Origin of the sequence: Pseudomonas sp. R15(2017), from assembly GCF_002112685.1 — a bacterium.
Lineage (GTDB): Bacteria > Pseudomonadota > Gammaproteobacteria > Pseudomonadales > Pseudomonadaceae > Aquipseudomonas > Aquipseudomonas glycinae.
In genome coordinates this window covers 147,912-161,646 of record NZ_NEII01000006.1, presented here as the reverse complement: position 1 = coordinate 161,646, position 13,735 = coordinate 147,912, and the positions used below count along the sequence as shown (strand labels likewise).

Here is a 13,735-nt window from a genome sequence, read left to right as displayed (position 1 = left end):
GATGGCGGCGTTTTGTGCAAGCGCTCGGCCTATGCAATCACTTCAATGAGCATTCGCTGCACAAAGATGGCGTCCCTGGAAGCAACGACTAATGCCAGATGCGTGCCCACTGGGGCTGAAAGTCTGATTGCCCAATTGAACCAGCCGTTTCCATTCATAGGCTGGTAGTGACCCTGCACTGGGTCAGACGAAATATCGTTGTCCAGAAAGATGGCAAATTCCTTGTCTGCTGTCCCTTCATTCGCATCTCCAATGAATCGAATGAACTGCTCCTTGCCGGGCCTCAACTCGACGACAAAATCTGGAAGCAACAAAGGGCGATCATTGACCCATAAAGTAATACCGCGCGCTGCGGGGTCCCTGACCCACACCCTCTTCGCCAGCGTCTTCTCCCCTTCCTGCCCCGCATTGATCGTTGCGCTCACTGTTGCAAAGTGATCATCCACAGGTCGCTTAGCTTTGAAGACAAGAGGAAGTGACCAGCCTTCAGGGTCAGTACGAGAGTGCAGGTTCATTTCTCCCGTAGAACGCATCAGCACGCTGACGCCTGATATCGCCGGGGATACGCGAGCTTGAAGCGTAAAATTACTGCCGGCTTCGGCTTCAGAAACCGAGACCTTCAACTCAGCCAACTCAAGAAATACCACGGTATAAGCCAGCGATTTCTCATTACCAAACCCTACCGTCGCCGTCAGAACCTTCTCCCCGGGTTCAGTCGGTGTGAAAAGAATGAATGACGTCCCATCAGCATTTGAATGAGTGAACGGCAACGACTCTCCACCGAACACCCAACTGATTCTGACTCCGCCCATCGGTTGTCCGCTTTGGCTTCCAATGACCTTGATATCAGCCCTCACCTGCTCACCCACTGCAATTGTCGTGGCTGGCGTCGTCAACGACTGAATCAACGGTACGTCCCCGGTATACGCCAATACCGCCTCATCCCACCCCACCCGCCCGCCTTCAACCATGGCTGTCAGGAGACCATCGCCCTTGTTTGAATAAGTGAAGGTCAAACTGGCGATACCCAGCTCATCGGTCAGTGACGGTTCCAATGTTTGTCCGGCGAACGCCCACACCACTGAAACCCCGGCCAATGGCAAACCGGTCAAGGCAGATGTCACTTTTGCTTTGGCGTGAGCCCGAGACACATCCGGAGGCTCTCTGGAGCCGGTCGGTTCATACAGTTCAACAATTTTCCGGGGTTCTGCGAGAGTAAACCCCATCGCAACCGAATCCGAATTCACAGCGTCGCCAACCTTCGCAATCACCTGACTGGCACCGGGCGTAGCAGGAACAAAGCTCACAGTCGCTCGACCGTAAAAGTCAGTCACCGTGTTCACGTCCCTCAGATCAGGATGACTGAACGTCACGACCACCCCCCTCATCGGTTTCCCGCTGGTCGACGATATGACCTCTACCACAGCGACAAACGCTTCTCTCCAGAGAAGCTGCGAACCGGCCCGACTGACCGTACTGAGCTTCATGACCTGCGAGCCCGGCCCCTGCGACATCGCATTGGCCGGTGACAGACGCGCCAGCCGCTCGGCAGAAAGCAGCAAGTTAAAGCCGGCGTTGATCAAATCACCCGCACTCAACTCGAACCTCGCCAGCCCGCGACTAACAACCTGCGGCGCACCCAACGGCGGATCGTAGCGATTGCCCAATGCCGACGGCGCGGTGCCGGTCTGTCCCAGACACACAACTTGCCCTTCCAATGACTCTGGAAAAAACGCCACGATACTGTGCCTGCCCTTTCGACGGGGAAAACCGGTTTTATGGCCCCATGGTTCCTGCTTCTCGCCGTCGATACTCATCGTGACCCGTGTCCACGGATCGAATGCCGACGGCTGAACTATCGCGTTTTTTTCTTCCGGATAATTGTCGTACAGGCTGAGCAACGACAACTGCACATGATGAATGTCGTCATTCGTGGGGACAAAACCATAACCGGAGTTGCCTTCGGCATCAGTCTCTACAACAACGGGATCACCCTCGGCGCGCCATGTGACCGACACTCCCGGGACGCGCTGCCCGGTGAAACGCGACACCACCCGTGCCCACGTCCAGGCCCGATCCTGATTCACCACCGGATCCACCGGCGACTCAAGCACACCGTCAAAACGCACGGCGTTATGCGCCAGACTCATCGGCACAGGGTGGGCGATAAATTTTAGTTGAGGCACACTCAGCGTCAGCGCGAACTCGCCTTTCACCTCACTGTCGATAAAGCCCAGTTCCCACAAAGCACCGTCGGCACCCAGCGTCTGAGGCTCATCCAGGAGAGGAAGCACCGTGGCGCCCAACTGCTCGGCTGGTGTCCCCGACCAGGTCAGTGTTGCCATCAGTCCCGCCAACGGACTCAGGGCTTGGGCCCAGATGGAAAAACGATGCTCCGCCCCCAGGCAGGGATAAAGCCGCCCTCCATCGAGTGCAGCCGAAACCTGATCGAACCGGACGCTGAGTTCTTTTGTCAGGTCTTGATGGATGAGCCGCCCGGACAGCTCTCGAGCATCGGCAACCCCCTGCGCCTCAAGCTTCAGCTCAAACAGGCGGCTGATGCTGGTGTCCTCACTGGAGCTGAGCGACCAGGTCACGCCCTCAGCCACCAAGAGGAAAGGCTGGTCAAGGCCGGAAGGCTCCAGACCGATCTTTGGGTCAACCTCTCGCCAGTTCAAACGGATGGTTTTCGTGCCGATCCAGGCACTGCCGCGCACTGGCACGATTTTCAGGCTATGGGTCTTGCCACGCCGACAGATCAAGCCAAGCGCTTGGCGGTCGACGGTCTCTCCATCCAGAAGAATTTCCACATGCTGCTTCCAGGAGCTGGTCGCGATCGCCTGCACGGCGAAGCTTTTCTCGGTGGGCTCGGCCTCCTCATGAGCCATGATCCTGGCAATGACCGTGTGACTTCCGGCAGCGCGAGGCTGATAGGTGTGACTCGACCAACCGCCCGCCCCCGTGAAAGACCGCGTGACGGTTCCGTCCGGGTCGTCCCAGAGAACCAGCGCCCGTTCCACCGGATCACCAACACCGGATGCGGTTTCATGCAACACCTGCACCCACATCCGTGCGCTTTCGTTTTCATCCACCACGCAAACCCTGTCAGGCTCACGCACATCGCCTGGCTTGACGACGTTGCGGGCGAGTGACATGGGCTTCAAGGATGAAGCCTTCTGCAAGTGCGAACACTTCAATGCCAGAGAGAACTGGCCGTCGATCCGGTCCTGACATTGCAGTATCCACTCCAGATCGTCATTGCCGATCAGAACCGGGCTTGACGGTTCCGGCTTGGTGGTGATCCCCAGATAATCGGCATGCTCTCCGCTCCAGTCCAGGCTTACCAAGGTGCCCTTCAGTACGGCGGGAAACCTGACCTTCAACGAATAACTCGTTCCGCGATTGGGATACCCTTTCTGCTCCCATGGCCGCAGCTCCGCTGCGACGAGGGTCAAGACGTCTTTCAACGGGTCGGTCGCCAATGCCTTGACTTCGAAGGTCTCGGTCACGACTCCACTGGTGTAATAGCGACTTTCGACCGACACATGAATGCGCAAGTCGCCGGCTTGGAGTGGTCTGTGATCAAACCAGGCCCAGCCCTGATCGTCGGTCAGCGACGTGGTTTTTATGCTTGTCCCTTCCACGGTCCAGGTGACCGCTCTTCCCTCCAGGGCCTTGTCGGTGTAGTACGACCCCACACGAACCCCAACCCGCGCCGACTGATCTTTGTACTCCAGAACCACGTAATGTGCCGCCGCCTTCAGCTCGAGAAACTTCAAGCGATGATGATCCAGTGAAACCGGAATCAGCTTCGGCGGTGCGTTGAACTCGTTCAATAAGCGCAGGGTAAACCGATGCGGTGGTTCGCCTTCGATGTCCGGGCAACTGAGCGCCCAGGGATCTTCCAGCGGCTTGTCCCCGCCCCAGGGCGGATTGGCGACTATCGCCCCCTGCGGATTGTTTTCAATCTCCAGGGATGCACGCGTGCCGAGCCATTGGTCATCATCTGCGTAAACGCCGATCAACCGGTGCGCATAAGATGAGTCCGCTCCCAGACACAAAGGCAAGGATTGATCCAGTGGCAAAGTCTGCTCATCCAGCTTTACCGCTTGCAGCTTCGTCGCTGGCAGGTGCAATTGAAGATTGATATTGGTAATGCGCAAACTGGAAAGGTAATCACCCGGTTCATTGGGTGGACTGGCAATCGCAACACGCAATTGCTGCGCTTGCTGAAGTGGCAATGTGACTTTCACTTCGTATGAAACAGGGTTGAACTCGCTGGACAGGCCGTTCGCCTCACGTACCTGGTCGGCTTTTCGGTCGCGGGCCGGCCCCACACGCAACGGGATTTCCTGCTCACCGGGAACCCCTTCCACACTCAGTTTCAGCACGCCTTCCTGTTTGTGGTACATCTCGCAAAGGCAGGTTAAAACATAGTAAGCATCGGCACTTGCGGTCTTGGGAACCTCGATAAGCTGAAACGCCGACGAGCGATCCTGGGCAGATAAACAAAATATGCGGAAGCCGCCGTATTGCAGCTCCTTTTTTACGGTGTAAGCCGGGTTGATCGCCCCTCTTGTCCAACCTGTCGTGAGCGGTTTAGCGAAGTCTCCGTTGACGATCAGGTTTCGCTCAGCATGAATGCCAGGGTTAGCCATGATCGCCGCTCCTTTTGAGATTACGCTTGGCAGCCTTCGCTTCGGCGGATGTCACCAGGTTTTCCACCGCCAGCCTGAAAGTCGGCTCACCGACCTTGGCGGTGTAGCGAATGTGGAAAATGATGTCTGGCAGCGATGCGAGCACCGACTCTTGAGGTTGTTTTTTCGGCCACGGGAATTCGATCACCCAGGAAGAGTCAGCCCCGGTATTCTCAAAAGAGCGAAGCAGGCCTGTATCCTGATCTTCCGTCACCCGCCCGTCATCATTCACCCCTCTGGAAATGCCGATCTGTTGACCAACGCGGGTGTTGAACACCACACCTTCCGGCACGAACGAGCTCTCGGGCTCGTGCAGGTATTCCACAGCCCTCGGTGCAGGCCGGATGACAGTCCGACTACCAGTCTGGGTCACGGTGGCCTTTGCATTCTCGAAGGGGCCGAACACTCCGGGCAAGTCGACCTCGACCGATCGGATCAAACGGCAGTATTCACCGGGATGGTCGCGGTTGTAGTTCAGCTCGCTGACCTTGAACGCCAACCGGCCTGTGTCCTTGAGTTTTTCAAGTGCCTTGACCCAACTGTCCGCGCCAGGTTGAGGCTCGGTGGGATCATCGAACAGCGCGCGCAAGGAGACCGTTTTGACCCGCTCCAGACGCCGCTCGAAGCTTTGCAAGTGGTCGCGCTCCATACGCATCAGAAATCCGCGCAGTTGTTCCCCGGCCGTCAGGCCATGATGCTTATCGGACCAGACCTTCGGCAAGAGTTCCGGTGAGTCATAGTCACCGGTCTGGGCGCTGAGCGATGCCTGGGCGCTGATGCACAGACTGACGGTCGCGTCATAAGCCTGATAGTAAAGAGCCTTGAGCTGGCCCAGCAGCCATTCGTACAGGGCACCGGGGGCGCTGCGTTTCTGCAGAAAATCGTACACCGCCAACGCCTGGCGATTGGACAACAGTGCCAGCTCCAGGCTGGATCGGGCAGCCTCTACCGCAATCTCCTGCGCTTTGATCTGCTCGTCTGTAGCCAACAGTTCGGCCTGTGCCAGCTTGCGTTGCAGTTCCCATTCTCGAAGACGCAGTCGGTAGCCTTCGGTCACGGATCTTTTTTCGGCATCGGCCTGCTTGCCCATCGAAGCAATCTGCAAGCCAAAGGCCAGCGCTTGGGGCACAGCTTCCGGATTCCCCCCGCCGTTGGCTGTCCCGACGATCTTCGGAAGGGCCGAGACCAGACCCGCATAGGCCTGTACAGCCACCGATGCCTGATTGATCTGCTTGGCGGCGTGCAGATCATCCATGATCTTGTATTCTTCCTGGCTGACATTTACTTCGCACCACCCGGAATATTCGTCAGCCCGTTGCTGTACCGTTTCGCGACTCTGACGCAACGCCGCCAGGGTTGCCTGCATCTGGGCGATGGACTTTTCCTGAAGGATTTTCGTCCATTCGCCCTGCTCCACCAGATGCCTTTGCTGCAGTTCGCCCTGTTGCGCCGAATCGCGTTGCTCCATGAAGCGCAGTACCTGATTGCCGTAATCCTGCAGCGCCTGCACCGAGCGTAGCGCCAGTTCGAACGTCACCCGCCAGTTATAGGCATTGACCACTGGCCGACCGCCCATCGGCCTGGGCCCGGCACTGCCGCCGGCGGCCAGGTCTCGCAACAGTTGCGCAGGATCGCCAGCAGGCTCGTACAACCGCACATCCATGGGCTTGCCATCAATGGTCAACCATTCACGCATATTGTGCAGACGCTGCCGGGGCTTCTGGAAAATGCTCAGCAACCGCTCATTGTTCGGCTTTTTGAACGACTCGCTCGCAATCAGGCCCATTGGCGGTGCAGTGGGAGCCGAGGACGCGATGTCAGCAAGGGAATACTCGTGCGTTTTTTCAAATGCCTCCATTGTCGGACCAATCGCACTCTTTTCAATCAGAGTGCCGAGCGTCTGCTCCTGCCAGTCAGTCATCGAGCGTACCAATGGAGGGTCACCCATCAGGCGCTGGGCCTGCTCGTAACACTGTTTGGCTACCACCAGGCTGTCCATCGTCTGTTGCCGGTAATACCAATCGCCCTCCGCTATCAGGTTCAAGACGTAATCGAGGAATATCTGAATCCGAAAATGCCTTGGCTTCGACATACTGATCGCATACGGATCATCCACGGCTTGACTTTCATACCCCGGATGACCGTTACACACCAAAGGGCGGCATCGCCAGTAGAGCGATTTATCGGAAGGTTTCACGGGGTTTGAAGGTTCGTCCGCGACGCCTTGCGGATCGAATATCCGACGCAACCAGTCTTCCGCTTCGCGGTAGCGGTTCTCATCGCGAAGGCGAATGGCCAACAGGTGAATCAGGTAAAAAAACAGCTCCCAGAAATACAAACCATTGGCACTATTGAACGCTCCGTTGGGTTCACTGACCGCCCCGGCTTCCGAGTCCGGTTCTTCCAGAAACTGTGTAGTCCAGTCGAGTACGGCCTCCAACGATATGTTGGCGAGGGCAACCAGACGCGGACCAAATAGCGAATTCAGGCGTACCCGTTCCAAAGTGCCCGCTTTATTGAAGGCAAGAAACTGCGCCGCATTGGCCCGATTCCTTTCCAGCACGGCAGGATCGAAGCCCACGATGTTCCTCATATTCAGGACGAATTGTTTTCGGCCATATCCCTGGGCTGCTGATGTGGCACCAAAGGTGAAAGTGAAGTCGCTGGTAAAACCGCCTGAATTGCGTTTATAGATCAGCCAGACGGTGCCCCATCCCCCCTCACCTGAAAAGGATCCTTTGGTTGCCACTGGATCGTCACCCGACGGTGTTCCGGACAAGGTCAGATCGAATTCGACTTTCGCCACATTTCCTTTGCGATTCGCCTTGCAAACGGCTCTGACAGCCAGGATGTCTCCAGTGGAATGAGTCAGAACAAAGGCTTCAAGCTCAAAGAAGTTCGTCAATGTCCCCGGCGTCAATACCGTGGTGGCAATTTTCGGCTGTGTCTGCGCAGTCAACGAGTGCTGGACCGTCAATACACTGGCAAACCGTTCTGCCAGTATTATTAGCCAGCTGCCATCATCGGTAATCACCGGACTAAACAGCACATCGCGCACTATGGGCTGCGAAGGCTCGTCCCCATTGAAAAACAACACCCCAAGACAACCGTCGGGATGACCTTCAGTGCTGCGCACCGTGGCAATCAAACGACTGCCGGCGGCCGGCGCAACGTCACTGGTGGTGCTTTGCAGGTTGGAGGTGGGGGACCAGTCTCCGTTCTGCGATCGGAACGCCACATTGATATCCAGTTTGAACGGCACATACCCTGGTTCCCCCTTTACACCGATCGCGTTGGTCAATTCAGCCCAGATCAGACAAGGCCGCCCGCTCCAGAACACAGGACGCATGTCGAGCACCGTCCCGGTGACCCCCACATCGATGATGCTCCACTCGTGCCAGGCCGCTGGATTGACCGCGGTGCAGGTCGGTGTCAGCTCGATATCCGCTTCGCGCCAATAGTGTCTGAACGGGGACACTCGCTCACGTCCGACGAAAAAGTAACGCCCATTCACTGCCGCCGTGCCATGCAAGAAGGCACTGATGACTTCCAGATTGCAGATTCCCTCAAAGGCCGTCAGGTAATTGCGCAGAGCCACCAACACCGAGTCCGTGCTCAAGCGCGTCTGGTTCAGATCTGTCACCAATGCCTGGAACAGGCTGGTCGCGTTTGGCCGTACGAGAGGCGTCATGAAATCTTCCGGATAGATGGAAAGCAGCCGCAGCGCCGCCCAGTCCGAGTAATTGCGATAGAACGCCCAACGCTTCAGATCCTCCTCGGGGAACGCCGTTTTCAAATATCCCGGTTCAAGCTTCTGGTAAGCAGCGTGGATGAACTTCTGCGCACAACTGATTGCTTCAGCACCCTGGGTACTCGGCACCTTGTGGCTGTTCTGCGAATCCATACGCAACAGCTCATTCAAGTGGTCGACGTTTTTAATGATGTTGAATGGACCATCAGTTGCGCCCATAGAGCCCAGGCAATACTCGACCAGTGCAGTGCGACGCTGTTCCAGCAACTCGTTGATGATGCTCTGACTCATGATCCATTCTCCTGTCGCAAGGGCTGCGCGGACGTAGGGGTTTCACTCAGGAGCGGCTGGGGATCAAACACAATCGGATCGAATATATGTGTGATTTCGCTGGATTCGGAGTGCACGGCGCACTCAAACATCCCACCGGTCGGGCTGTACACAACCGCGCGGGCGATGCCCTCCTGAGTTGTGAACCCCTGTGCGGGCCGGATTACCGCCTCGACATGCCGCGAAGGGTCGTCGCCGGTAGCTGTCGCGGTCCAGCGCACCAATTTGTGCTTGCCCAGGTTTCCGTAGCTATCCATGAGCTTGGCGGACAGCTCGACCGCCTGCCCCGATGGAACGACGCTTACCGGCACGGCTGAAATGAACTGCGGCGGGAAATCCAGATTCTGCGAATCTTCCACCAGTGCTATGAGCGGCGATTCCTTTGGTGCAATCAGGGCGACCCAGAACAGCACTCGCTCGGTGCCCATGATCTTGCCCGGCGTAAACGTCACTTCTGCTACACCGAGAGGGTCGGTTTTCCCGACCTCAAGGGTTCCGAGGCTGGCCTGCCCATGGATTGACACGCCACTGAGCGCCTCGCCGGCCGCGCTTTTCAAAGTGATGGTAAAAACGATCTTGCCAAGGCTGCCGGCAATGACTTCGGTGTTGTCCGGTTTGATTGTCATGGTGACAAGCGGCCGGCCAAGTTCGTCGGATGGCCGGATCGGCGACGCCGTGTCCGAAAGGCTCAACAAGGCGCGCTCGGCAGCATCCTTGTACTTCTCCTTGACGATGGTTTCGGGCAGCGCCCCCAGCAGAAAGATCATCTGCGCATCCATGTTCGTGTGCCTGGCCAACTCTCGCACCCGAATCAACAGATCCAGTTGTTTCAGCGTCTTCAGGAGCTTGTATTGCGGGTCGATCCGGGTGATGCACTCGTGTACTTCCTGCTCGCTCCAGTCGAAAAACCGTGCCAGCCACACTTCGGATGCCTGTTGCGCCAGCCGCAGGGCGTCCACGGACAATTTTTCGGGATCGCCCAGCTCATGGACTTGCCGCAGATACTCGAGCAACTCGGTGTGAGGCCGCTTGCTGATTTCGAAGGCATGATTCAAAACTGTCAGGTAATACAGCGTGGTCACGTTGAAAGCATGGGGATCGTCCTGCTTCCACCAGACATTGAGGCCGTAGTCGAGCAATTCACTGAGCTCTTCGATACTCATGTCCAGTTCAGTGACGACTGCACTGCGCCGGAGTACATCGGCCAGCAGCGTGAACAACGGATCAAGCGGGACGTTGCGCGCCATGCCCGGCAACAGCATGTCCTCGCCCATGTGATCGACAATCCGTGTCAACAACTCGTAGGGCGTCGACTTCGCCCAGCGAAGAATCCGCAACGCCCGCTCCGCGTCCAGTCCGGCATACACCGCCAGACTTTCCCTGACCACCGAAACCTGAGTATCGCGAGCCTGCAACAGAACCGTGAGCATGATCTCGACAATCGGTTTGCGCAAAGCGGCGTCGTCCTCTTCCAGTCCATCCCTGACTGCCTTGTCGAGCTCCTCACGTGCAAACGCCAGGTACTCGGCCTCCGTGCCAACCACGGATTTCACCAGCCCGCGCGGATCGGTAAGCGTCGTCATCAGATCTCGCCAGTCTCTGCCTGTCAGCGGCGGCACTCCGGCCCTCAGAAAAGCGGTGTGGGTCAACAGCGCAGCGTCCAGCAAATTGCGGACCTGCTCGAACAAGCGCAGCTCAGCCTCGGACGCCACGTTGGAGACCTGCAGATCGGCCACCCGCTGCAATACCTACAGCACAGACAAGTTGCGGGTCTGGCACCAATAGCGGCAAGACACCAGGGCGAGGATGAGGTCCAGCACGTCGGGAATATCGTCGTCCGGCTCTCGGGCGGGCTTGATGGCCGGCACACCTGCCAGACCAGCCACCCACGCCTCCCCACCCAACACGCTGAGCATCAACAGACCTTCCACAGGTGTCATGTTCAGCAAGCGCGGCAATTTCACCAGGCGATAAAACGCCGACAGGATCTCGTTGCTGCGCAGCAACGTGTCATTGAGTCCATGAGCTCTCGCGATGGCCAGCGCCAGGTATTGATAGGTTTGCAGGTCGATGTCCAGCGCGCTGCAAATATGGGAGATGGTGAGGTCAATTTCGTCGGGAGCGAGCAGTAAGGGAAACGGTTGATCGTCCAGCGGAAGTGGCACGCGGTAGTCACCCTGGCGGTTGTTGAACACTTGATCAAATGCTGACAACGCCTCCTTGCGCCCATAAATCGACAGTTTGTCGATGAATGCTGCGAAGTCCAGTGGCGTGCATCCATACGCTTCACGCAGGGTCTGGAAAAGACCGATCGCATGAACAGTGTCAGGGGTAATCCACAAGTCACCACTGCCTTCGGCGTTGAAAGCGGCGACAAGCATTGCGTCAACTTGTTCGGGCGGTAACCCGAGCCACAGATCCAGACGTCGTTTGCGGTTAATCCGATCGTAACGAGCAGGTTTGGTGGGGGACTCGGTCAATTTATGCAGAACAGAGGGCCTACCGTAATCGACACTAATGGCAGGTGCCGTACCGTTATTAATGTAAACCGAACCGGAGCGCTCGCTCTCTTGCTCGGCCTTTGGCCCATAGATTTTCACGTTGGGAGACCGTACCGGAGCGTAATGAAGAATCGACAAAAACGCTTCAACCCCATCAGCATCGAGTTTGGTCTTCTGACCAAAAATCTGCACCCGATCGAGGTCTTTCCAATCCACCTGACCAGTACCGAAGTTCTTTACATAGAAGTCCACTTTCTCGTCGTCAGAAGTGACCGGGGGTTCAGTCAGCAAAGCGCGTTGAAACGGTCCAAGCCGTGAAGCATGGGCCAAAGCGCGACCGGAATCGTCATCCCTGGCATAAGGCTGGAGAAAGTTCGGGTAGCCGGCACCCACCCAGCGTACAAAATGCCCAACCGACAAACCATGGTGAGCGGCGACCGCATTGAGGGTTGCCCAATGCTGGTAGTACGGCAAGCCATACGGGTGACGTCGCTGGATCATCGCCTCTTCCAGATCCGGCTCGCCGTCGTTGCAGGCAATGAACCTCTCCAATACCTTGACGATGATCTCGACGGCAGAAATCGTCTTGTGAATCGCATTGTGGTCAATGGGCAGCTCTTTGATATCGGCCCGGCGCTCGTGAATGGGCAACGTATCAATCTCCGGATCAATAATCACCAAGCCTTCGATGTGGTCACGGATCCATTGCCACAGTTCCACCAGATAGGCCACGACTCCCGAGCAATCCTCCAGAGCTCCAACCGGAGCGAATTGATCAAACTCAGTGGGAAACAGCAACTCGTAGCTGGGACCGGTGTTGAAACCGCCTGAACGTTGCGCCGCAGATGTCGGCTGTCCGATCAACGATTGCTCGATAAACTCGCGTCGAAGGTAAATCGCCAGAGCATTGGCCCGGTGCAAAAAACGTTGCGCGTCCTCCAGGCTGATTCCGAAGTCCTTGACCAGCCCTCTGGGGCCCTTTTCCACCAATGGAAAAATCGACTTTCCATCTGCCAGCCAGGTTCTCAGGCCAGAGAGTCTCTTGAAACGCTGCTCTTTGCCGAATACCTGCTCAAACAACTCCAAGGGGGGGCGTTTCGAGTTTTTTTTCCTGGCCATGCTGGCAGTCCTTGATAGAGTGAAATCCTGCGACGGGGCACTTGCAGGCATTTCGTTCATTCAGGTTATTCAGCGCTCCGGCGCGTCAAGCGTCTACTGTCATAAATGACAGGCTTGATGACCATTCGTCGGAGATTTCCGATCACGGTTTGCCTGGTGACTCGACCCGCACGTAGAGAAGTCCGCTTTTCTGACCCGCCGGATTTTGGCGTTTCAGCCTCAAGCGCTTGCTGGAACCGGCACTCGTGAGCCTCTCGCGCGAGTGGCCTTCCAGTTGCAGGAACCGGGATTTCAGCCACTACGGCGTCCGGATTAAACCAACTGACCAAGGCTCCCAGGCCCGGCTGCCCTTCCCTGCCAACGTCAAGATCGGCAGGTCAGTCAGAGGTCGACCTCAAAGTTGTGCGGCATTGAATCGATCCAGCCGCCAGCGCTATCGGAGATCATTTGAACAGCTTTCATCTGGTATGAACCAAGGGGCCAGTTCTTCGCCGTCGTCTCCCACCTGCCATTGTTTACTTGCACATCAGGCGGAGCCACTCCGCCGGGACCGCTGACGATACTCAACCGGACGGTAGACCCATCGTCTCCATCCCCAGAGAAACGCACCGATTTATCGTCAGCCAAATCAACGGCTACCTTTGTCAGCGCAGATGGCGCGACATAAAACAAAACCGGCGCCGTTCGCCCTGTGGATGCCCCTCCCTTGAATGATTGCGCCACAATGCTATGAGCACCCGGAGCCAGATCGACGGACGTTTTCCAGGATCGGGTGGAGGGTGTGTCTTCGCCGATCGGTTGCTGCCCCTGATCCAGAAACACTTTCACCGTTACCCCGATGAATGTTGAATTCTCAGGTAATCGGCCCGATACAAGCACGGAGCGGTTATGAACAATTTGCTTCGGTCCTGGATTCGCAATAACAGGAAGGCCAAGCGGCTGACTGACTGTAAACGTCTGAAGAGACGTGTTGTAGCCAATACCACCCACCACATATTGCGCAAATATTTGGTGTGATCCCTCACGCCAGAAAAGATTTGGAGTGGTCCAGGCCACAATCTTCCCCCCCTCGGGATCCAAGGGGTCAGGAAATGGGATCAGTGTGGTCGTTGCCGTCCCCAATAATGTGTTCTCACCATTGTCCTCACGCCTGAAAACAAACACGATCGCCAAAGACAGGAGGGCACTGATAACCCCTCCGACATTGTTCAAGTCAGAGTCGCTTACTTCACCAGACTTAGGTTTAGTAATCCGAAAAGACAATTCTGCATCAAGCACCGATTGAAGCTGTTCATCATTTGTCATAGCGGCTCCTCTCTTTACAAGCGACCTCTTTG

Annotated in this window: 5 protein-coding genes; all 5 read right to left on the bottom strand. The window is 56.7% G+C overall.

Annotated elements, in window-relative coordinates; all coding sequences use genetic code 11:
• Nucleotides 1–29: 29 nt before the first annotated feature.
• The 5 genes from CAF77_RS14215 to CAF77_RS14200 all read right to left on the bottom strand — a co-directional run bounded on the left by CAF77_RS14215 (nt 30) and on the right by CAF77_RS14200 (nt 13,703).
• Nucleotides 30–4,658, bottom strand: coding sequence for a hypothetical protein (locus CAF77_RS14215; protein ID WP_085654827.1), 4,629 nt, complete (start codon nt 4,656–4,658; stop codon nt 30–32).
• Nucleotides 4,651–8,739: a neuraminidase-like domain-containing protein gene (locus tag CAF77_RS14210; protein ID WP_085654825.1), complete on the bottom strand. Its 4,089-nt coding sequence runs from the start codon at nt 8,737–8,739 to the stop codon at nt 4,651–4,653. The genes CAF77_RS14215 and CAF77_RS14210 overlap by 8 nt, the downstream gene beginning before the upstream one ends.
• Nucleotides 8,736–10,514, bottom strand: coding sequence for a hypothetical protein (locus tag CAF77_RS29000; RefSeq protein ID WP_139831601.1), 1,779 nt, complete (start codon nt 10,512–10,514; stop codon nt 8,736–8,738). The genes CAF77_RS14210 and CAF77_RS29000 overlap by 4 nt, the downstream gene beginning before the upstream one ends.
• Nucleotides 10,515–10,526: 12 nt before the next feature.
• Nucleotides 10,527–12,398, bottom strand: coding sequence for a Tc toxin subunit A (locus tag CAF77_RS28995; protein ID WP_170928958.1), 1,872 nt, complete (start codon nt 12,396–12,398; stop codon nt 10,527–10,529).
• A 381-nt stretch (nt 12,399–12,779) separates the two neighbouring features.
• A complete protein-coding gene (locus CAF77_RS14200) occupies nt 12,780–13,703 on the bottom strand; it encodes a hypothetical protein (protein WP_085654821.1) in 924 nt (307 codons plus the stop codon).
• Between the last annotated feature and the right edge of the window lie 32 nt (nt 13,704–13,735).